This window comes from Aeromonas sp. 604282 (assembly GCF_049170575.1).
In the GTDB taxonomy this organism is placed as follows: domain Bacteria; phylum Pseudomonadota; class Gammaproteobacteria; order Enterobacterales; family Aeromonadaceae; genus Aeromonas; species Aeromonas veronii_A.
Genome location: NZ_JAAKMV010000005.1, coordinates 52,572 through 72,636, shown reverse-complemented (window position 1 = coordinate 72,636; position 20,065 = coordinate 52,572). Strand labels below are relative to the sequence as shown.

Genomic DNA, 20,065 nt, shown 5'->3' with positions numbered 1-20,065 from the left:
CTCTCTCCTACTCAATCCACCAATGCCCAAGCTGTCATAGGGACTTTCCCCGCGTCGTAATGCCTTCCTGCTGCTATCTCAGCTTTCCGATGGTCAATCGCAGCAATGACCTTCAGTTCCTCTTGGAGGCCCGCAGAGGAAGCCCTATCGAGCATCCTTGGGGCAACTCTTTCCAGTGACTTCCTGCTCTTGAATCGGCGTAGTCTGATAACCAAGTCAATCATTCGGAAACCTCCTTCATCTTCTCCCAAGCGAATCGCCAGCAATCAACAAAGCCAGCGATTGTATAACTTGATCCCTCCATGTGCAGCCTGTAGATTCCCCTTCCGAGTGGTTCCATCTTCATCATTACTCTCCCCAGAGTTGATAGGTGATTCGCTCAGGCTTCCCCTAGTTGGCGCTAAGGGAAGCCATCCTCTTAGCAGTTGCGGAAGTAGTAGGTGCCAGACCTCACGAACTCCCCGTTAAGCTCCATGTCTCTCGCTACGGCCTGCCAGTCGATGTACCCACGGGCAGACGCTGGGATTGCCTCAAGTAGTCCTCCTTCCTCCCACAGCTCCATAGCCATGTCCTCGTCACTGTCCCAAGACCCCATGTAGCGGTCCTGAATCTCTTCTGGTGCAATCTCACAGGCCAGTCCTGCCGCCAGTACCTCGGGCTCACAGTCCACCTCCAGCAGTTCCTCCAGAGCCTTCCAGTCAAAGCTCCCGTACTTGTGCAGGCAGTGAGAAGCCAGCCCTTCAGCATCCTGACAGTCCCAGTCTTGGGTCATCAGCTCGGCCACGTCTGCCGGTTCCATCCCAAGGGACTCTAGGTAGTCGCTAAGACCCCCAGCGTTGACGACCTCTTCAGCGTCAATCCAGCAGCCGTAGTCGATGCGGAACCAGTAGATGTAGACGTTGTGTTCTCCCATCCCAGCGGTATCCAGCACAGCCACACAGCGGTTGATGAAGGCTTGGTCCTCCAGTCGCTTCAGTTCTTCTTCACGTTGACGAATGGTTTCACGCAGAGAGGCAACTTGAGCGCGTGTCTTGCAGTAGCAGAGGTCGCCAGTCATCAGCTTGATGGAGGTCCGCAGGTCAGCAGCACGGGATTCAATGTTCATCGCAGTGTCTCCTTATGTCTTAGTGGTTACGGGACTGTACTTTAGAGACGTTTTTGGGACGGGTCAATACCCTGCTATAAATTTTTCTTGGAAGGTATACCTAATGGGACGGATGGAAGGGCAGAGAGACACAGCAGGAGGCGATAGGAAAACGCAGGGGCTCGCCTATGTGTTAGCAATGGGATGGCTTGGGGCTAGTACAAAAAGAGGCACAGGCAGAGGCTCAGGCGGTGAGAGAAAGAGGACGGCAGGGCTGTCTAATGGCTGGTTCTTGGGGGGTATACGGGGGGAACTGGCGGGCGCTTTATCACTGAAATAGCCCTTCAGATTTTTTCCAGAATTTACCAAGGGTCAGACTCAAAGCTGACCCCAAGTTTCATTCGGATTTACCTCGCGTCTCCTACCTGATACCGTCCCGTGTTTCAGACCACAAGGAGGCGTTACATGACAGCAATTACTTCCCTGCGACTTAACGGTCAAGACTTCGGTTATGCAAGTGCTCGTTACGAAGCCACACCAAGGGTATCCAACGGTGAGCCCGTATCGAATAATTACATACTCGTCAGTTTTGACTTGGAGAACGAGGAGCAGGCGACAAACTGTGAGGTGCTGAAGAACCACAATGTGCGGGAGCATGTAGCACTCTCTGTAAACGGTGCGGACCAAGAGACGTTCTTCATCGAAGAGAACGAGGCCGATCCAGTGAACGTTGTCCGCTTCAGGATGCACTATTAACTTCCGTCTCGCGTAGACTCAGGCTCGAACCTCGGGCCTGTCTTCCAGCCCTGCACACGGCCAGACCGCTTGTTCACCTTCCGGTACTCACCGCCCAGCAGTATCTCCCACACACTCCCATTCTCTCCCAGCACAGGGAATCGCTGGCCTTCAGCTACCCCTAGCCCAGCCTCCACGCACACCAGAGTTTTACGCTCGGTCATCATTACGTCCTCTCAAGGTATTCACACAATCGACAGTCCAGACAGTCAAAGGGGATGCCACAGGGCGACAGAGGGGCGTCCTCTCCATCTTCCTCGAACTCTTCCAGTTCATCCCACAGGAAGGGCAGCAGGATCTCCTGTAGCCACTCCTGCTTGATCGCTGGTCCTATCCCCCAAGCATCCATAGGGTCATCCCTTCATCATCGCTATGAGCTTCTGTAGGGCGCTCCTGTTGTGCTCTTGGCTGGCCTTCTGGCTGGCTTCCCACTCTTCCGGTGTCTTGGTGACTCGCTTGCGGTCGAACATGGTGAACTTATTCACAGACGAAGAAACGGGAGCGTGATCCTTGTTACTTTGTTTCTGTTTAGAAGAAGTCAAAGACTTAGCCGGACGCTTGGTGCTGGGGGTACGGAAAAGGGCTAGGAGCGCTGACCCGATGCGGTACACAGAGGCCAGATTCCAGTTGGCTATCTGGTCGTGCTTCCGGAACTCTGTCTTGAAGAAACCGATGGACTCCAGACGGCGGAGGGAGTTGCGGACTGTGCGGGTGGTGCAACCGATACCCTTAGCGATGGTCCGCAGGTAGAGACTCGCAGCCCAGCCTTGGGCCTTGTTCAGGTGTCGTGCGATGAAGAGGGCGACTTCTTTGGTGTAGTGGGTCCCGAAGGTGGACACCGGCTGCTTGGCAAGGGTGGCAACAAGTTGGTCGCTGTGAGATAATGTGTAGCTGTTCACGGGAACTCCCATTCTAACATTCGTTCCCACATCTACTTGTAAGTCATTGATTTACCTTAAAATTTAAAGAGCCCCCATGAAGTTCATTATCAAGCTGTTCCCGGAAATCACCATCAAGAGCAAGTCGGTTCGCCAGCGCTTTATCAAAATCCTGCAGGGCAATATCCGCAATGTCCTGCGCCGCTTCGACGACGATGCCCGCGTACGGATGGATTGGGACAAGCTGATTGTGAGCTCCCGCAATGACCAGTTCCGCGAGCAGGCTATCGAAGCCCTGGCCTGCATTCCCGGCATTCAGGCCTTCCTCGAGGTACAAGCCAGCAAGTTTACCGATCTGCACGACATCTTCGAGCAGGTGAAAGCCGTATGGGGCGACCAGCTCAAGGGCAAAACCTTCTGCGTGCGCGCCAAGCGCCACGGCAAGCATGAGTTCTCCTCCCTCGAGGTTGAGCGTTACGTGGGCGGTGGATTGAATCAGCACTGCGAAAGCAATGGTGTGCGCCTCAAGAACCCGGACGTGAAGATCAACCTCGAGATCGACGGTGAGGAGCTCTTTATCGTCAGCGCCATCCATCAGGGCCTGAGCGGCATGCCCATCGCGACCCAGGAAGATGTGCTGAGTCTGCTCTCCGGCGGTTTTGACTCCGGTGTGGCTTCGTTCCAGTTCATCAAGCGCGGCTGCCGGGTGCACTACTGTTTCTTCAATCTGGGCGGTGCGGCCCATGAGATCGGCGTCAAGCAGGTGGCCTATCACCTGTGGAACCGCTTCGGTTCATCCCACCGGGTACGTTTCACCGCGGTGGACTTCGAGCCGGTGGTCGCCGAGATCCTCGAGAAGATCGACAACGGTCAGATGGGGGTGGTGCTCAAGCGGATGATGATGCGTGCCGCCGCCAAGGTGGCCGATGAATTCCAGATCCCGGCGCTGGTGACCGGCGAGTGTGTGGGTCAGGTCTCCAGCCAGACTCTCACCAACCTGAACGTGATTGACCGGGTGACCGACAAGGTGATCCTGCGTCCTCTCATCACCTGGGATAAGCCGGATATCATCAGTGAAGCCCGCCGCATCGGCACCCTGGAGTTCGCCGAAACCATGCCGGAGTATTGCGGTGTCATCTCGAAGAAGCCGACCGTGAAGGCCGAGCTCTCCCGCATTGAAGAGGAAGAGGCCAATTTTGACTTCTCCATTCTGGACAAGGTGGTGGCCGAGGCCCGTTACCTCGATATCCGCCGTATCGGTGAAGAGACTGCTGCTGAAGTGCAAGAGGTGGAAACGACCCAGGTGCTGGGCGCTGACGAGGTGATCCTGGATATCCGCTCTGCCGATGAACACGATGAGAAGCCGCTGGTGGTGGAAGGTCGTGAAGTGCTGCATATCCCCTTCTTCAAGCTGGCCACCGCCTTTGGCGATCTGTCCAAGGAGAAGACCTATCTGCTCTACTGCGATCGCGGCGTGATGAGCAAGTTGCAGGCGCTCTATCTGAAAGAGAAGGGCTTTGATAACGTCAAAGTTTACCGTCCGTAATTTGGCACTCAATCGCCTATAAAAAGGCTATGCACCCATTACGTTACATGTTGCATGGGGTGCCCAAGCACCTCATGCAAACACACATTGATATTCACCTCCTTCCCGTAATGTTCCAGTATTCTGCGCCAACCCATAACTAAACAGCTAGCCTCCGACGACGATAGATAAGGGCATGACGTTTCTGATGGCTTCGGCATTCATCTGCTCTTACTGAAAACCTGCATAGTCCTGCTCCACCATATAGTGCGATGTAAACCGGCCCGGTCCCCGGATTCGCTCTCTGTCTCCTGGCTGTCTTGTCGTGCCAGGTAAGCCCCGTAGCCTTTTGAGCAACTCAAGGAAGAAGGTCTCATCGACTTCAGCAATGCCCTCTTCCCGTGTGGCTTGATACTTGGCCATCGTACGCAGAGAGTGGGGACGTCAGCGCAAAGCGGTATGTTTGCTGACGTCGTAGCAACACAGACCTGTCTTGCGGACGGCCAATCTCTGGCTTACATATCGTCTTCCCAGCACTGCGCTTTACGCAATCTGGTAAGGGGGAGCTGTATAGAGCTGGTGTGTAGACAGTACTGGTTTTATTCAAACTTAATTTTTCGACATGCCATTGGGACAGTGTTTGTCCTGAGCACTTGGCGCGGAGACGCATGAAAAAGCCGACTCATTGAGTCGGCTTTACGGTGCAGAGAATGGTCAGGCTGTGACGGTGTCTGCTTTCGCGACTTCCGCTTCCGGTGCGGGGTTGCGGATGAGGTAATCGAACGCCCCCAGCGCGGCAGTGGCGCCGGCACCCATGGAGATGATGATCTGCTTGAACGGTACCGTGGTGGCATCCCCAGCGGCGTAGACGCCGGGCAGGGAGGTCGCACCCTTGGTATCGATCTCGATCTCGCCAAAGCGGGTCAGGGCAATCTCGCTCCCTTTCAGGAACTCGGTGTTCGGCACCAGACCGATCTGGACGAAGATGCCAGCCACCGCCAGGTGTTTGATCTCGCCGGTAGTGCGATCTTCGTAATCCATACCGACCACCTTGCTGCCATCACCGATCACTTCGGTAGTGCGGGCACTCATGATGATGTCGATATTGCCCATAGAGCGAGCCTTCTTCTGCAGCACTTCATCGGCGCGCAGGGTGTCAGCGAATTCCACCACGGTCACATGCTCGACGATGCCAGCCAGGTCGATTGCTGCCTCGATGCCGGAGTTACCGCCACCGATCACTGCAACCCGCTTGCCTTTGAAGAAGGGGCCATCGCAGTGCGGGCAGTAGGCCACGCCCTTGGTGCGGTACTCGAGTTCGCCCGGCACGTTCAGGTCGCGCCAGCGGGCACCGGTCGCCAGGATCACGGCGCGGCTCTTCAGGGTGGCGCCAGAGGCGAGATCCACGTTTACGTAGCCATCCTTGCTGATGGCGGCAGCGCGCTGCTCGGTGATCACTTCCACGCCGTACTGCTTGACGTGCTGCTCCAGGCTTGCGGCCAGCTTGGGGCCTTCGGTGTAGGGCACGGAGATAAAGTTCTCAATGCCGACGGTGTCCATCACCTGACCACCAAAACGCTCGGCGACGATGGCGGTGCGAATGCCTTTACGGGCGGCATAGATGGCTGCTGCGGCGCCAGCCGGGCCACCTCCGACAACCAGAACGTCGTAGGGATCTTTCTCATTCAGCTCGGCGGCTTTGCGCTCTGCAGCACCGGTGTCGAGTTTGGCGACGATCTCTTCCAGCGAGATGCGGCCCTGGCTGAACGGTTGACCGTTCAGGTAAACATTCGGCACCGCCATGATTTGACGCTCATTGACCTCTTCCTGGAACAGGGCTCCGTCGATCATGGTGTGAGTGATGCCGGGGTTCAGGGTGGCCATCAGGTTCAGCGCCTGCACCACGTCCGGGCAGTTGTGGCAAGAGAGGGAGATATAGGTCTCGAAGTGGAACTCGCCCTTGAGATTGCGGATCTGCTCCTGCACGGCCGCATCGGCCTTGGAGGGGTGACCGCCGCTTTGCAGCAGGGCAAGCACAAGCGAGGTGAATTCATGACCCATGGGGATGCCGGCAAAGTGAACGCGCGGGGCTTGGCCCTGCGGCGCGATACTCATTGAAGGCGTGCGGGTGGCATTGCCAGAGGTCTGGGTGATCTTGGGGGACATTTCGGCGATCTCGCTGGCCAGCGCCAGCAGCTCTGCAGATTTGTCGCTGTCGTTGCCGGACACGCTGATCTCGATGGGATTGACGATGTACTGCAGATAGGTGTTCAGCTGTTGTTTGAGGTTGGTATCCAACATCTTCGAATTCCTTCTTGGTGATTGCGGGTCGGCATCTTCACAGGTCAAAAGCGCGCGATGGCGTTTCTGAGGGCCGGAAAGCAGACCGGCCCTTATGCGGGCCGGTCTTGGAAGCGGAAGGCTTAGATCTTGCCTACCAGATCCAGGGACGGAGCCAGGGTAGCTTCACCTTCTTTCCACTTGGCCGGGCACACTTCACCCGGGTGGGAGGCGACATACTGGGCTGCTTTGACTTTGCGCAGCAGCTCCAGCGCGTCACGGCCGATGCCGCCAGCGTTGATCTCGACGATCTGGATGATGCCCTGCGGATCAATCACGAAGGTACCGCGGTCGGCCAGGCCGGCTTCTTCGATCATCACGCCAAAGTTGCGGGTAATGGTGCCGGTCGGGTCGCCAATCATCGGATACTGGATCTTCTTGATGGTGTCAGACGTGTCGTGCCAAGCCTTGTGGGTGAAGTGGGTATCGGTAGAGACAGCGTAGATCTCGACGCCCAGCTTCTGGAATTCAGCGTAGTTGTCAGCCAGATCGCCCAGCTCGGTCGGGCAGACGAAGGTGAAGTCAGCCGGGTAGAAGAAGACCACGGACCACTTGCCTTTCAGGTCTGCGTCAGAGACCTGCACGAATTTGCCATTGTGGTAGGCGGTAGCATTAAACGGCTTGATTTCAGTGTTGATGTAGGTAGACATGTAATTGCTCCTTGGTGATGTACATATGCCTGTCTGGTGTTGAAGAGTCTTGCCAGACGAGGCGCTTAACTTTCGATGGATTCATCATAGGGGCTACTGCTAATCGATAAAAGCCGCATTTTTGAATCGCTTAAATCTACTTATTAGATAGCTTACTATGGCTGTACCTAACATGAATATCTCTGGCCTACTGAGATAACTCCTTATCATGGTTCAATATCTGTGCGCTACATCGCCTTTTCAAGGCATGAGAAGAGGTGTGCAGAGGCATGGCGACGCGATGAGATAAGCGGTGGAGCAAACAGGTGGCGCAGGAGGTTGAGGGAACTGGTTGCAGCGATGGAGATGTGCTGACAAGGGGGAGAGCAGAAAACGCGGATAAAAAAATCCCGGCGCTATCGCAACGACAGGGCCGGGTCATCAAACAAGGAATGGCTATATAAACAAATGCTTTACAGCAAAGACTAACTACGGGGTGTGCAAACTTGCAGACATATGAGAGGAAGAGGATGGGTGCACACTCCTTCATCTCCCCCTCGGCAACTATTGCATGAGGGGGATAATAGTGTGATGAAGATCACATGGCAAGCGGTTGGTGTAATTTTTCAATCAAAATGAAACACTTTCACCTTTATTGCTCTTTATTACTGCTGAAAACGCTTTTTCTGTAATTAAATTACAGGTTGTTGTGTCAAAAATCGGTTGGGGGCTCCTGCTCCTCCATCAATTCCAGCAGGTTGATGGCCACCGAAATGAAGTCTGACTCGGTGACGATGCCGATGAGCTTGCGTCCCTTGAGCACCGGCAGACAGCCATACCGGTGGCGCTGCAGGTAGAGCGCAGCCTCCTTGATGCCGGCATGGGGATCCACGCTCGCAACCTGGCGGGTCATGATCTCGTCAAGGTGGACGCTGTCGGTAAATTCCGCCTCCCGCTCCGGGCTTATCAGCAGCAGCTTGGATTCGCGGGTGGCCAGGATGTCGGTGAGGGTGACCAGCCCCTGCAGATGGTGGTGTTCGTCAACGATGGGAATGTGGCGGATCCGCTCCTGCTGCATCAGATCCATCGCCTGTTTGACGCTGTTCTCCGGCCCCAGGGTAAAGGGATGTTCCGTCATGATTTCGGATATGGTCATCATGGTTGGCCTCCTGATTGCATTGGTTTTTCTTCTCCGCCTGTCTCCACCCTAGCCCAGCCATGGGTGGCAAAACATGATCAGGGTCAATACAAAACATTAAAGAGTCATTAACCGGTTAGTGCTCACAAAATTGCCCGCTACCCCTTGTCTCTCTTGGGTTTTTGGTCTTTTGGGTTGCCTTGGAAGATGGGGATAACTAGACTAGCCGCCGATTCCCCCCGAGGTGAAAGATGCAAGTATCCGATTTTCATTTTGATCTGCCAGACGAGCTGATTGCCCGCTATCCGATGGCGGAGCGTACCGCCAGCCGCCTGTTGCAGCTCGACGGTCAAACTGGCGCTCTGCGCCACGGTCAATTTGTCGATGTGCTGGATCAGCTCAATCCGGGCGATCTGCTGGTATTCAACAACACCCGCGTCATTCCGGCGCGCATGTTTGGCCAGAAGGCCAGCGGTGGCAAGCTGGAGGTACTGGTCGAGCGCATTCTGGACGAGCACAGCGTGCTGGCTCATGTCCGGGCATCCAAGGCACCCAAGCCGGGCACCCGGATGATCATGGATGGGGGCGTGGAGGCAGAGATGCGCGCCCGTCACGACGCCTTGTTCGAGATCCACTTCCTCGACCCGCGTCCGGTAATGGAGATTTTGGAAGCCATCGGCCACATGCCGCTGCCCCCCTACATCGACCGTCCCGACGAGGATGCCGACAAGGAGCGCTACCAGACTGTTTACAATCAAAAGCCGGGCGCCGTTGCCGCGCCGACCGCCGGTCTGCACTTTGATGAGCCGCTGCTTGAGAAAATTCGGGCCAAAGGGGTTGAAACGGCCTTCGTCACCCTGCATGTAGGGGCGGGGACCTTCCAGCCGGTGCGGGTTGAGAAGATTGAAGATCACCACATGCACTCCGAGTATGCGGAAGTGCCGCAAGAGGTGGTGGATGCCATCGCGGCCACCCGTGCCCGTGGTGGTCGGGTGATTGCGGTGGGGACCACATCGGTGCGTTCGCTGGAGAGCGCGGCCAAGGTTACCTTGGCGCAGGGCAAACCGCTGGCGCCCTTCTTTAGTGACACCGATATCTTCATCTTCCCTGGCTACCAGTTCCAGATTGTCGATGCCATGGTCACCAACTTCCATCTGCCGGAGTCGACCCTGATCATGCTGGTCAGTGCCTTTGCCGGTTATGACAACGTGATGGCGGCCTATCAGGCAGCGGTGGCCGAGCAGTACCGTTTCTTCAGCTACGGGGACGCCATGTTCGTCACCCGTCGCCAGGTTGAAGCATAAGCTTCAGCGTATTTACCGGGCCCTGAGCGGCCCTCCTATTGTCAGACTGTTTCTCTGACTGAATCGAGGTAGCAATGAAATTTGAACTGAAAACCACCGACGGCCGTGCCCGTCGCGGTCAACTGGTCTTCGAACGTGGCGTGGTACAAACGCCGGCCTTTATGCCGGTCGGTACTTACGGCACCGTCAAGGGGATGACCCCTGAAGAAGTGCGTGAAACCGGTGCCCAGATTCTGCTGGGCAACACCTTCCACCTCTGGCTGCGCCCGGGTCAGGAAGTGATGCGTGCCCACGGTGATCTGCACGATTTCATGAACTGGCAGGGGCCGATCCTGACTGACTCCGGTGGTTTCCAGGTATTCAGCCTGGGCCATATTCGCAAGATCACCGAAGCGGGCGTCCACTTCCGTCACCCCATCAATGGCGAGAAGATCTTCCTCGACCCCGAGAAGTCCATGGAGATCCAGTACGATCTGGGCTCCGACATCGTGATGATCTTCGATGAGTGCACGCCCTATCCGGCTACTTACGAAGAGGCGCGCAAGTCGATGGAGATGTCCCTGCGCTGGGGTAAGCGTTCTCGTGACAAGTTTGATGCGCTCGGCAACAAGAATGCCCTGTTCGGCATTATTCAGGGGTCAGTTTATGAAGATCTACGGGATGTCTCTCTCAAGGGGCTGCTGGAGATCGGTTTCGACGGTTATGCGGTCGGCGGTCTGGCGGTGGGTGAGCCCAAAGAGGATATGCACCGCATCCTCGAGCACGTTTGCCCGAAAATTCCGGCCGACAAGCCACGCTACCTGATGGGGGTCGGCAAACCGGAAGATCTGGTGGAGGGGGTTCGCCGCGGTATCGACATGTTCGACTGCGTCATGCCGACCCGCAACGCCCGCAACGGTCATCTGTTTACCACTGATGGCGTAGTGAAGATCCGCAACGCTCAGCACCGCAACGACACCAGCACCCTGGATGCCGAGTGCGATTGCTACACCTGCAAGAACTACAGCCGCAGCTACCTGCACCATCTGGACAAGTGCAACGAGATCCTCGGTGCCCGTCTGAATACGATCCATAACCTGCGTTATTACCAGCGTGTGATGCAGGGTTTGCGGGACGCGATCGAGCAGGGTAAATTAGACGACTTTGTAACTGAGTTTTACCGTCGGCAAGGGAAGCCTGTGCCTCCGTTAGCTGAAAATGACGTTAAATAACAACAATATATAATTTTGTTTTTCAAATCTACATCAATAAGAGGTTGTTAAATGAGCATTATCTCCAAGGCGTATGCAGAAGGCGCAGCACCGGGTGCACAGGGTGGTGGTATGGAAATGATCATCATGCTGGCCGTATTTGGCCTGATCTTCTACTTCATGATCTATCGTCCCCAGGCCAAGCGCGCCAAAGATCATCGCAATCTGATGAGCTCCTTGTCCAAGGGGGATGAAGTGCTCACTTCCGGTGGTCTGGTTGGCAAGATTGCCAAAGTGGCTGCTGACAGCGATTACCTGGTGATTGCTCTGAACGACCAGACTCAAGTCACCATCAAAAAGGACTTCGTCTCTGCCGTTCTGCCCAAGGGTTCTATCCAGTCCCTTTAATCTCCCAAGGAGCACAGCGTGTTGAATCGCTATCCGCTGTGGAAATACCTGATGGTGGTCTTCGTGATCGCCATCGGTTTTCTATATGCAGCCCCCAATCTTTACGGCGAAGACCCGGCCCTGCAGGTTTCTGCCAGCCGTGGTGCCGAAGTCAAGCTAGATACCCTTGACCTGGTGACACAGACGCTCGACGAGGCGAAAATCCCGGTCAAACATGCTGCGTTCGAGCACGGTCTGATCCTGATCCGTTTCAAGAACACCGAAGACCAGCTCAAGGCGCGCGATATTGTTGCCAACAAGCTGGGTGACAACTTCATTACCGCACTCAACCTGGCACCTTCCACTCCCGCCTGGCTCGAAGCCATCGGTGCGGCCCCTCTGAAGCTGGGTCTTGACCTGCGCGGTGGTGTGCACTTCCTGATGGAAGTGGACATGGCCGAAGCACTGACCAAGCAGCAAGAGCAGATGGTGCAGGATTTCCGTGCCGAGCTGCGCACCCAGAAGATCCGTTACTCCGGCGTGCGCCGGGTCGGTGATCAGGTGCAGGTGATCTTCCGTGACGAAGCCGATCAGGAACGCGCCGTTTCTCATCTGCGTCGTCAGAACCCTGATTTGACTTTCACTACCGAGCAGAAAGGGGATGAGTTCATCCTGCTGGCTGGTCTGAGCGAAGCCAAGATCAAGGAAGTGAAGAAGTACGCCCTGGAGCAGAACATCACCATCATCCGTAACCGGGTCAACGAACTGGGTGTGGCCGAGCCGTTGGTACAACAGCAAGGCGCCGAGCGCATTGTCGTTGAACTGCCCGGTATTCAGGATACTGCCCGCGCCAAGGAAATCCTGGGGGCGACCGCTACCCTGGAGTTCCACATGGTGGATGAGGCTGCTGATATTCAGGCTGCCGCGGAAGGGCGAGTACCTCCCAGCTCCAAGGTCTATACCGATCGCAATGGTCGTCCTGTGGTACTGCACAAGCGGGTGATCCTGACCGGTGATCACATCGTGGGTGCCCAGTCCGGTTTCGACGAGTACAGCCGTCCCCAGGTCAACATCAAGCTGGATGGCCAGGGTGGCAACAAGATGGCCAACTTTACCAAGGACAACGTGGGTAAAGGGATGGCGACTGTCTTCATCGAGTACAAGCCGGTTGGTCAGCCTGGTCCGGATGGCAAGCGCAAGTTCCGCAAGCAGGAGGAGGTGATCAACGTCGCCACCATCCAGTCGCGTCTTGGCAGCCAGTTCCGTATCACAGGTATCGACAACGCCAACGAAGCCCACAACCTGGCGCTGCTGCTGCGTGCCGGTGCCCTGATCGCCCCGATCCAGATCGTGGAAGAACGCACCATTGGCCCGAGCCTGGGTCAACAGAACATCGACAGCGGTATGGAAGCCATCGGCTGGGCCATGCTGGTGATCGTGCTGTTCATGGGGATCTACTACCGCGCGTTCGGCTGGGTCGCCAACCTGGCGCTCTGTATGAACCTGGTGTTGATTGTCGGCATCATGTCGATGATCCCGGGTGCCACCATGACCCTGCCTGGGATCGCCGGTATCGTCTTGACGCTGGGGATGGCGGTGGATGCCAACGTGCTGATCTACGAGCGTATTCGTGAAGAGATCCGCAACGGTCGCGGTGTTCAGCAAGCCATCCATCTGGGCTTTGATCGGGCATTCTCCACCATCGCCGACTCCAACGTGACCTCGCTGATCACTTGCGTGATCCTGTTCGGTATCGGTACTGGCGCCATCAAGGGCTTTGCCCTGACGCTGGGCATTGGTCTGACCGCCTCCATGTTTACTGCCATCACAGTTTCCCGTGCCATTATCAACCTGGCTTGGGGTGGACGGCGTATCGACAAGCTGCCCATCTGAGGATAGAGAGATGTTTCAGATTCTACATTTTGAAAAACCGATCCCGTTTATGCGCTATGCCAAGCCGGGTGTGGTTTTCTCTTCCGTGCTGATGGTGGTAGCCCTGTTCTTCCTGTTTGATCGGGGGCTGAACTGGGGTCTGGACTTTACCGGTGGAACCACCATCGAGGTGGGATTCCAGCAGTCGGTGAGCCTGGACAAGATCCACGACGTTCTGGAAGAGCAGAAGATTGAAGGAGCCACCCTGCAACACTTTGGCTCCAGCCGTGACGTACTGTTCCGTCTGACCCCGAAAGAGGGGGTCAAGGTCGAGCAGCAGGGTAACGAGGTGCTGGCAGCGGCCAAGCTGCTCGATGAGGGCGCTGTACTCAAACGCGTCGAATTCGTCGGCCCTTCAGTCGGTGACGAGCTTGCTACTGACGGGGCGCTGGCGATGCTGGCCTCCATCATCTGTATCCTGATCTACGTGGCGGTGCGCTTTGAATGGCGTCTGGCCATGGGCGGCATCCTCTCGCTGGTGCATGACGTGGTGATCACCCTGGGCGTCTTTGCCTACTTCCAGTACGAGTTCGACCTGACCGTGCTGGCGGCATTGATGACCCTGGTGGGTTACTCCCTGAACGATACCATAGTGGTGTTCGACCGCTTGCGGGAGAACTTCCGCAAGGTGCGCAAAGGGGATACCGACTACATTCTCGATCTCTCCATGACCGAGACCCTGAGCCGTACCATCATCACCTCCGGGCTCACCTTCGTGGTGGTGCTGGCGCTGCTGCTCAAGGGCGGCGCGCTGATCCACGGTTTTGCCGTGGCCATGGTGATCGGTGTGGCGTTCGGTACCTACTCCTCCATCTATGTGGCGAGTGCGTTTGCCATGTTCCTCGGCGTCAAGCGCGAGCACATGCTGCCCACCCAGGTAGAGAAAGAGGGTGCGGACCAACAGGAAATCCTGCCGTAACAGTGAAGAGCGCCTCATGGCGCTCTTTTCTTATCTCTGCGTGTCGTTTGCTGACGCAGATGATTTCAACAAAAGGAGCTTGCCATGCAACACAATCCCCGTTTTTTGGCGCTGGTTGACGGGATCCGCTCCCGCATCACCGAAACCGATGTTCACCAGATCAAGCGCTGGCAGGACGAAGGGCGCACGTTTCACCTGATCGACGTGCGGGAAGAGAGCGAGTGGGCCAAAGGCCATCTGCCCGGAGCCCAATATCTGGGTCGTGGAGTGATTGAGCGGGATATCGAGACCCTGTTCCCGGATCCCGAGACCACGCTCTATCTCTATTGTGGTGGCGGTTTTCGCTCCGTACTGGCGGCCGACAATTTGCAACAGATGGGTTATCGCAACGTAATCAGTGTTGACGGCGGTTTTCGCGGCTGGCTGGAGGCCGGATACCCTGTCGAATCCTGATTTATTTGATGGAGAGGGGCTCAGCTACATGACAAAGTGGCGGCTGACCTTTACCATATGCGGGGTCAAGCGTAAGCGTCGGAGTGTTCATTGAACGTCAGGAAAGGGATTGGATACCTCCTTGGTATCCTGTTGCTGCTACCCATGTGGGGTTGCAGCAGTAGCAGTCATGTCAACACCCCTAAGGTTCCCAAGGCGCAGCCTGCTTCACTGGTATTGGCGACCCCCCTGCAGGTCTCCTACCAAAGCGAGTTGGCGCTCGCCCGACTCGGGCAGATGCTGAGTGAAATGGAGTTGACCACGGAGCAACGGGCCGAGTTGTTCTATGAACGTGCCGTGGTGTTTGATCGCGTCGGCTTGCGTTCCCTTGCCCGTCTCGATTTCAACAGGGCCCTGCGGGAGAAACCGGATTTCGCTGAAGCCTACAACTTCATCGGTGTCTATCTGGTACAGCAGCAGAACTACGACGAAGCCTATGAGGCATTCGACTCAGCCCTCGAGCTGGCACCCGATTATGACTATGCCTACCTTAACCGCGGTATTGCCCTCTATTACGGTAATCGTCCCGAGCTGGCAGCGGCCGATATGAAGCGTTTCTACGAAGCGCAGCCGGAAGACCCTTATCGGGTGATCTGGCTCTATCTGGCCGAGCAGAAGCTCAATCCCGCTGCGGCCATGAGCCGGATGCGCGAGCGCCTCAACAAGTACGATGACGATGCATGGAACTGGGATCTGGTGCGTCTCTACACCGGTGAGATCAACGCGTCCCAGCTGATGGGCAATGTGGTGAAAGGGGTGAAAGATAACCGGGAGCTGGCCGAGCGCCTGTGTGAAACCTATTTCTATCTGGGCAAGTTCGAGTTGGGCAAAGGCAACCGCAAGGAAGCCATCAGCTACTTCAAGCTGGCGCTCTCCAACAACGTCTATGACTTCATCGAGCACCGCTATGCTCTGCTCGAACTGGAGTTGATGGCGCGCAAACCCTTGCCGCCGGGTGCCCAGAGCAAAGGCGAACAGCCCTCCTGAATGGAGATGGCGATTACCCGGTGATAAAAAACCTCGGTATGAGGCTAATGCCAGTCAGTAAAGCCTGACTGGCATTGTTTTTATCTGCTTTTTCACACCCACTCCCGTGGCTTGGCTCCATGTCACAGTGAGCTTCGTGTCGCTAATCCACACAACCCCACCAGTTTTTCCAACTCTGCCGCCCGCCTCTGAATAATGAACGGGCACATCTGATCCATGCAGCTCAACAGATGGATGGGGCCGACTCCGTGTGAAACCCGGTCGGCTCGTCGTATGCCTCCTGATATGGGTGATTCTCTTCCCTATCGCGGTGGGCGACTGGTTGACTATCGCTGCTCTTGTCCGATTCCTGCCGGACTGCCTCTCTCATAATGGGTGAGGCTGACGATAGGGAGTAAATATGCGTGCTGGCCCGTGCTTTTACACTCCGTTACATCTGCTCGTCCTGTGACCGCCCCATAATGGTCCCTGGTCTCCTAACCCTGTTCGATGGGAGGTGGATCAGTAGTCGATAAAGTGGAGATCACGAGCAATTTCCTGTCAGCACGGAGGCCTGGACGACGGATGTCACAGAGCGTATCAAACCAGGTGATCAGACGAATGCTGGGAGCCTGCCAGCAGCAGGGAGGCGATCCCGATGCCATTCTGATGGCGGGGGGCCTTACGTCGTTCGACATCGAGCGGGAACAGGGCCGGCTGCCGGCCCACAGCCACTACCGGATGCTGCAACTGATGCAGCCCTATCTGGCCAGTTTTCACGAAACCATCCTCTCCTACGACATCGGCCAGCTCTACCAGCACTATCCGCCGCTCATCAGCCTGTGCCTGAACCAGCCATCGCCGCGGGCGGCACTCGAGGTGCTGCTGGCCTATCGCCCCATCATCGGCAGTTGTGACGAGCTGCGGGTACGGCGGGGGGCGCAGGCCAGCCAATACCTGTATGTCAATCAGGGGCCCGCCAGCCTGGGGGCGAGTCAGGCTATCCCCAACTTCATCATCCTCTACCGGATTTTGCGGGTCTATCTGGCGGATCCCCGGGTCTCGGTGGGCTTCACGGGGCGGCCGCCACCGCGCCATCAGCTGCTGGATCAGTTCTTCGCCACTTGCTGCCGCTGGGAGCAGGGGGAAAACACCCTGACCATCGACAATGCCCAACTCGACTGCCCCAGCCACTGCTACAACGAGCCGCTGGGTCATCTGCAACTGGCCCAGCTGGCGCAGATCTGCGCCGACATCGCCGAGCGGGCCCCCTTTGCCTATCTGGTGGGGGAGCGGATCCGCCACAAGATCCGGGAAGGGGAGCTGGAGAGCGACGAGAGCCTGCTCAAGGAGGTGTGCGCGGCCATGAACGTCAGCCGCTGGACTTTGAATCGCAAATTGCAGGGGGAGGGGAGCAGCTTCTCTACCCTGCTGAGGGAAGCGAGGGTGAGCGAAGCTTGCCGCTTGCTGGGCGAGGGGGATCAACCGCTGCAGAACATCAGTGATCGGGTCGGCTTCTCATCCCAGAGCGCCTTCAACCGCTTCTTCAAGGCCAACACCCGGATGACGCCGCTGGCCTATCGCAACGCCCGCCAATAAGAACGGGACCGGCGCAAGGCCGGTCCCGTGTCGGGTCATTGCTGGGCAACTGTCGGGCAAGGCCGGGCTGGGTGCCCGGCCGTGCCTGCCTCTGTTAGCGGGTGACGGTGGTGACGCTGGCGGGATCCACCCCGGCCGGCAGTGCCAGCGCCCCCGGCGTGGTGTTGCTCACCACGATCTCCTTGCTCACCGTGAAGCTGACCGGCGTGCTGGCGGAGACATCCGACGAGGGGCTGATGTAGGCGCTGTAGCGACCCGGCTCCACGATCCACTGGTTGCTGGCTTCATCGAAGCTGGCGAGGATGCTGGCCGGAATGGTGAAGCTCAGCTGTTCGCTGGCCCCCGGTGCCAGTTGCGCCGTCTTGGCAAAGGCCTTGAGTTCGATGAGCGGTTTCTTCAGCTTGACCTCGGGGGCGGTCACATAGACCTGGGCCGCCTCCTTGCCTGCCACGGCGCCGGTGTTGGTGATGGTGGCGGTCAGCACCAGGTTGCCGGCGCTGCCGTCCGCTAGGGTATTGCTGGCGATGGCGGGGCTGGTGTAGCTGAAGCTGGTGTAGGAGAGACCGAAGCCGAACGGGTAGGAGACCGCCTGCTCGAAGGTGCTGTAGTAGCGATAGCCCACGTAGATCCCTTCGTTGTAGTAGAGATCGTCCGGTTCGCCGTCCCCGTCGGTGTCCTCGCCCGGGAAGGTGCCGGCGGAGGGAACGCTGGCGTAGCTGTGCGGGAAGCTCTGGGCCAGCTTGCCGCTCGGGTTGACCGCGCCGGAGAGCACGTCCGCCACCGCGTGGCCGGTCTCCTGGCCAGCCATGTAGGCCAGCAGGATGCCATCCACCTTGTCGCTCCACTGGGCGGTATCGATGACGCCGTTGACGTTAAGCACCACCACCACCTTCTTGCCCTGGGCGTGGAAGGCGCTGCTCACCGCGTCGATGAGGGCGCGCTCGTCATCGCCGAGCAGATAGTCCCCCTTGCCACTGCTGCGATCCGCCCCTTCTCCGGCCTGGCGGCCAATGCTGATGACGGCGGCTTGCTGGGTGGCGGCCGCATTGGCGATCAGCGCCGCCAGCTCGCCGCTGATCGGCGCCTCGGCGCAGGTGTAGTAGCCCTTGGCGCCAAATTGCCCCTCGTGATAGACCTTGTTGTTCTCGTAAAAATCGCGGTAGTAGCTCTGCAACGCCTCGTTGACCGGGAAGCGTGCTGCCAGTCCCTGCGCGATGGTGGTGGTGCTGGCGGCGTTCACATCCCCGCTGCCGGTGCCGCCCTTGTAGGTGTTGATCTGATTGATGCCGAAGCTGGCCAGGGTGCTGCTTGCCGCCAGCGGCAGGGCCGCGGCCTCGTTGCGCAGCAGCACCATGCTCTCGGCGCCGGCCTGACGGGCCAGTTTGGCATGGGCGGTCAGATCCGGGCTGTTGCTGATGGCCAACTGGCTGTAAGAGGGGCTCTTCATCACCTGGGTCAGGATGTGGATGGCGGCCTCGTTCACCTTGGCCTCGTCGAGATCGCCGTGCGCGATGGATTGCTGCAACTGCTCCTTGACGTTGCCCGGCTCGATCAAATCTTGCCCCGCCAGCACCTGCTTGTAGGCGTTGTTGGCCACGTCGCCGGCAAACCAGTCGGACATGACTAGGCCGTCAAACTTCCACTCGCCGCGCAGCAGGTCGGTCACCGCATCCCTGCGCTCGTTGACATAGGTGCCGTTGACCTTGTTGTAGGAGGTCATCACCGCCCAGGGCTGGGCCTCGTCTACCGCTATCTGGAAGCCGCGCAGGTAGATCTCGCGGAAGGTTCTCGGTTCGCCGATGTCGTTGATCTGGTTGCGGTTGGTCTCGGAGTTGTTGCCGAAGTAGTGCTTGATGGTGGTGCCTACCCCGTTGCTCTCCACCCCGTTGACCATGGCGGCGCCGATTTTGCCGGTGAGCAGGGGGTCTTCCGAGTAGTACTCGAAGTTGCGGCCATTGAGGGGGTTGCGCTGGATGTTCATGCCCGGGGCCAGCAGGATGTCGACCCCGTACTGGCGCACCTCGTCCCCCATGGCTTCGCCGACGGCCTTGACCAGCTTGACGTCCCAGCTGGAGGCGAGCAGCGAGCCGATGGGCCAGGCGGTAGCGTAGTAGCTGGCGCTGTCATCGTCGCGGTTGGCGTTGATCCGCACCCCGGCCGGCCCGTCCGCCAGTTTGAGGGCCGGAATGTCGATGCCGTCCGCGCTGCGCAGCACGCCGTTGATGTAACCCGCCACGCCGGGCACGTCCTGCTTGACGTTGATGGCGCCGTTGGCACTGCCGTAACCGGGGCCGGAGAGCAGGTCCAGCTTCTCGCTCAGGGTCAGCTTGGCCACCATGGCCTCGGCCTGGCCACGGTAATAGGCATCGTCCTTGACCAGGGGATCCGAGTCATTCTGGTTGCAACCGACCAGCAGGCCGGCCAGCGCCAGGCTGACACCCAGTGAAACCGCTTTCAATTTTGTGGTGATAGGCATGAAGACGTCCTCGTAACTGTCTGAATAAAAATAAAAAGGAGATATCGACACCGGGTGGAAGGCATCCGCCCGGGCTGGGCCGCTCTGCTGGCGGCTGCCATTGGATATCGCAAGGAAGGCCGAACGGACCCGTGGGCTGGCGTTTGGCTGCAGGCAGGTTAACAAGCCGGGCGAGGGCCGCCTTGCCCCGGGGGAGCGAGAAATGTGCCGGCGGGAGCAAGGGGGCCGAGTTGTGAGCTAGGTCGCATCGAAAGGCGGTGCCAAACCAAGGGTGGAAGGTGGCAAGAGGGGAGAAGGGCAGGGGAGATTGGGAAAACGGGTGGCCTGATGGCCAATGAAGATGACCGCGGGCAACACGCGAGGGGGCCGGCGGCCCCCTCGAAGATCAGCTGATATGCCCGGGCAATGGCC

General features: G+C 57.8%; 18 protein-coding genes. 10 read left to right on the top strand and 8 right to left on the bottom strand.

All coding sequences use genetic code 11. The features are described from left to right. Positions 1-11: 11 nt before the first annotated feature. Both G5367_RS08240 and G5367_RS08235 read right to left on the bottom strand, forming a co-directional pair. The gene (locus tag G5367_RS08240; RefSeq protein WP_139411564.1) at positions 12-224 is read right to left on the bottom strand and encodes an Hha/YmoA family nucleoid-associated regulatory protein; all 213 of its coding nucleotides are present in this window, start codon (positions 222-224) and stop codon (positions 12-14) included. A gap of 194 nt (positions 225-418) precedes the next feature. Continuing rightward, on the bottom strand, positions 419-1,105 hold the full coding sequence (locus tag G5367_RS08235; protein ID WP_421294129.1) for an antirestriction protein ArdA: 687 nt from the start codon (positions 1,103-1,105) through the stop codon (positions 419-421). A gap of 444 nt (positions 1,106-1,549) precedes the next feature. Here G5367_RS08235 and G5367_RS08230 point away from each other — a divergent pair, with 444 nt between their 5' ends. Beyond that, on the top strand, positions 1,550-1,840 hold the full coding sequence (locus tag G5367_RS08230) for a hypothetical protein (protein ID WP_421294127.1): 291 nt from the start codon (positions 1,550-1,552) through the stop codon (positions 1,838-1,840). Between the two features lie 205 nt (positions 1,841-2,045). Here G5367_RS08230 and G5367_RS08225 read toward each other — a convergent pair whose 3' ends face one another. Both G5367_RS08225 and G5367_RS08220 read right to left on the bottom strand, forming a co-directional pair. Then, positions 2,046-2,228 carry a hypothetical protein gene (locus G5367_RS08225; RefSeq protein ID WP_040318810.1) on the bottom strand — a complete coding sequence of 61 codons (183 nt, stop codon included), beginning with the start codon at positions 2,226-2,228 and terminating at the stop codon, positions 2,046-2,048. A gap of 4 nt (positions 2,229-2,232) precedes the next feature. Continuing rightward, positions 2,233-2,790 (bottom strand): hypothetical protein, encoded by a 558-nt coding sequence (locus G5367_RS08220; RefSeq protein ID WP_421294125.1) that lies wholly within the window; start codon positions 2,788-2,790, stop codon positions 2,233-2,235. 64 nt (positions 2,791-2,854) lie between these two features. Here G5367_RS08220 and thiI point away from each other — a divergent pair, with 64 nt between their 5' ends. Then, positions 2,855-4,303 carry a tRNA uracil 4-sulfurtransferase ThiI gene (gene thiI / locus G5367_RS08215; protein WP_421243954.1) on the top strand — a complete coding sequence of 483 codons (1,449 nt, stop codon included), beginning with the start codon at positions 2,855-2,857 and terminating at the stop codon, positions 4,301-4,303. A gap of 693 nt (positions 4,304-4,996) precedes the next feature. Here thiI and ahpF read toward each other — a convergent pair. The 3 genes from ahpF to G5367_RS08200 form a co-directional block, all read right to left on the bottom strand. Further along, complete coding sequence (gene ahpF / locus G5367_RS08210; RefSeq protein ID WP_005344672.1) at positions 4,997-6,583, bottom strand: alkyl hydroperoxide reductase subunit F; 1,587 nt, start codon at positions 6,581-6,583, stop codon at positions 4,997-4,999. A 122-nt stretch (positions 6,584-6,705) separates the two neighbouring features. Further along, on the bottom strand, positions 6,706-7,272 hold the full coding sequence (gene ahpC / locus G5367_RS08205) for an alkyl hydroperoxide reductase subunit C (protein ID WP_005344674.1): 567 nt from the start codon (positions 7,270-7,272) through the stop codon (positions 6,706-6,708). A 691-nt stretch (positions 7,273-7,963) separates the two neighbouring features. Continuing rightward, positions 7,964-8,410, bottom strand: coding sequence for a CBS domain-containing protein (locus tag G5367_RS08200; RefSeq protein WP_040066530.1), 447 nt, complete (start codon positions 8,408-8,410; stop codon positions 7,964-7,966). Positions 8,411-8,640: 230 nt separating this feature from the next. On the opposite strand from G5367_RS08200, the gene queA reads away from it, so the two are divergent. From queA to G5367_RS08160, 8 genes are all read left to right on the top strand, one after another. Beyond that, on the top strand, positions 8,641-9,693 hold the full coding sequence (gene queA, locus G5367_RS08195) for a tRNA preQ1(34) S-adenosylmethionine ribosyltransferase-isomerase QueA (RefSeq protein ID WP_421294122.1): 1,053 nt from the start codon (positions 8,641-8,643) through the stop codon (positions 9,691-9,693). 74 nt (positions 9,694-9,767) lie between these two features. Next, positions 9,768-10,904: a tRNA guanosine(34) transglycosylase Tgt gene (gene tgt / locus G5367_RS08190; RefSeq protein ID WP_005337329.1), complete on the top strand. Its 1,137-nt coding sequence runs from the start codon at positions 9,768-9,770 to the stop codon at positions 10,902-10,904. A gap of 51 nt (positions 10,905-10,955) precedes the next feature. After that, positions 10,956-11,291, top strand: coding sequence for a preprotein translocase subunit YajC (gene yajC / locus G5367_RS08185; RefSeq protein WP_005337327.1), 336 nt, complete (start codon positions 10,956-10,958; stop codon positions 11,289-11,291). An 18-nt stretch (positions 11,292-11,309) separates the two neighbouring features. Further along, entirely contained in the window at positions 11,310-13,163 is a 1,854-nt protein-coding gene (gene secD / locus G5367_RS08180) for a protein translocase subunit SecD (protein ID WP_005344680.1), read from the top strand. 10 nt (positions 13,164-13,173) lie between these two features. After that, on the top strand, positions 13,174-14,121 hold the full coding sequence (secF, locus tag G5367_RS08175; protein WP_005344682.1) for a protein translocase subunit SecF: 948 nt from the start codon (positions 13,174-13,176) through the stop codon (positions 14,119-14,121). An 84-nt stretch (positions 14,122-14,205) separates the two neighbouring features. Further along, the gene (locus G5367_RS08170; protein ID WP_005344690.1) at positions 14,206-14,574 is read left to right on the top strand and encodes a rhodanese-like domain-containing protein; all 369 of its coding nucleotides are present in this window, start codon (positions 14,206-14,208) and stop codon (positions 14,572-14,574) included. A gap of 90 nt (positions 14,575-14,664) precedes the next feature. Continuing rightward, positions 14,665-15,600 (top strand): lipoprotein NlpI, encoded by a 936-nt coding sequence (gene nlpI, locus G5367_RS08165; RefSeq protein ID WP_005344691.1) that lies wholly within the window; start codon positions 14,665-14,667, stop codon positions 15,598-15,600. 600 nt (positions 15,601-16,200) lie between these two features. After that, positions 16,201-17,178 (top strand): helix-turn-helix domain-containing protein, encoded by a 978-nt coding sequence (locus tag G5367_RS08160; protein ID WP_421294119.1) that lies wholly within the window; start codon positions 16,201-16,203, stop codon positions 17,176-17,178. A gap of 94 nt (positions 17,179-17,272) precedes the next feature. Here G5367_RS08160 and G5367_RS08155 read toward each other — a convergent pair whose 3' ends face one another. After that, positions 17,273-19,654 (bottom strand): beta-glucosidase, encoded by a 2,382-nt coding sequence (locus tag G5367_RS08155; RefSeq protein ID WP_421243951.1) that lies wholly within the window; start codon positions 19,652-19,654, stop codon positions 17,273-17,275. Positions 19,655-20,065: the final 411 nt, after the last annotated feature.

What these genes read in the sequence shown, in the direction of transcription:
- ahpF (WP_005344672.1), bottom strand. Translation starts at nt 6,583, where the DNA reads ATGTTGGATACCAACCTCAAACAACAGCTGAACACCTATCTGCAGTAC.
- G5367_RS08160 (WP_421294119.1), top strand. Translation starts at nt 16,201, where the DNA reads ATGCTGGGAGCCTGCCAGCAGCAGGGAGGCGATCCCGATGCCATTCTG.
- ahpC (WP_005344674.1), bottom strand. Translation starts at nt 7,272, where the DNA reads ATGTCTACCTACATCAACACTGAAATCAAGCCGTTTAATGCTACCGCC.
- G5367_RS08155 (WP_421243951.1), bottom strand. Translation starts at nt 19,654, where the DNA reads ATGCCTATCACCACAAAATTGAAAGCGGTTTCACTGGGTGTCAGCCTG.
- queA (WP_421294122.1), top strand. Translation starts at nt 8,641, where the DNA reads ATGCAAGTATCCGATTTTCATTTTGATCTGCCAGACGAGCTGATTGCC.
- yajC (WP_005337327.1), top strand. Translation starts at nt 10,956, where the DNA reads ATGAGCATTATCTCCAAGGCGTATGCAGAAGGCGCAGCACCGGGTGCA.
- G5367_RS08235 (WP_421294129.1), bottom strand. Translation starts at nt 1,105, where the DNA reads ATGAACATTGAATCCCGTGCTGCTGACCTGCGGACCTCCATCAAGCTG.
- secF (WP_005344682.1), top strand. Translation starts at nt 13,174, where the DNA reads ATGTTTCAGATTCTACATTTTGAAAAACCGATCCCGTTTATGCGCTAT.
- G5367_RS08220 (WP_421294125.1), bottom strand. Translation starts at nt 2,790, where the DNA reads ATGGGAGTTCCCGTGAACAGCTACACATTATCTCACAGCGACCAACTT.
- G5367_RS08170 (WP_005344690.1), top strand. Translation starts at nt 14,206, where the DNA reads ATGCAACACAATCCCCGTTTTTTGGCGCTGGTTGACGGGATCCGCTCC.
- tgt (WP_005337329.1), top strand. Translation starts at nt 9,768, where the DNA reads ATGAAATTTGAACTGAAAACCACCGACGGCCGTGCCCGTCGCGGTCAA.
- G5367_RS08240 (WP_139411564.1), bottom strand. Translation starts at nt 224, where the DNA reads ATGATTGACTTGGTTATCAGACTACGCCGATTCAAGAGCAGGAAGTCA.
- G5367_RS08225 (WP_040318810.1), bottom strand. Translation starts at nt 2,228, where the DNA reads ATGGATGCTTGGGGGATAGGACCAGCGATCAAGCAGGAGTGGCTACAG.
- G5367_RS08200 (WP_040066530.1), bottom strand. Translation starts at nt 8,410, where the DNA reads ATGATGACCATATCCGAAATCATGACGGAACATCCCTTTACCCTGGGG.
- thiI (WP_421243954.1), top strand. Translation starts at nt 2,855, where the DNA reads ATGAAGTTCATTATCAAGCTGTTCCCGGAAATCACCATCAAGAGCAAG.
- G5367_RS08230 (WP_421294127.1), top strand. Translation starts at nt 1,550, where the DNA reads ATGACAGCAATTACTTCCCTGCGACTTAACGGTCAAGACTTCGGTTAT.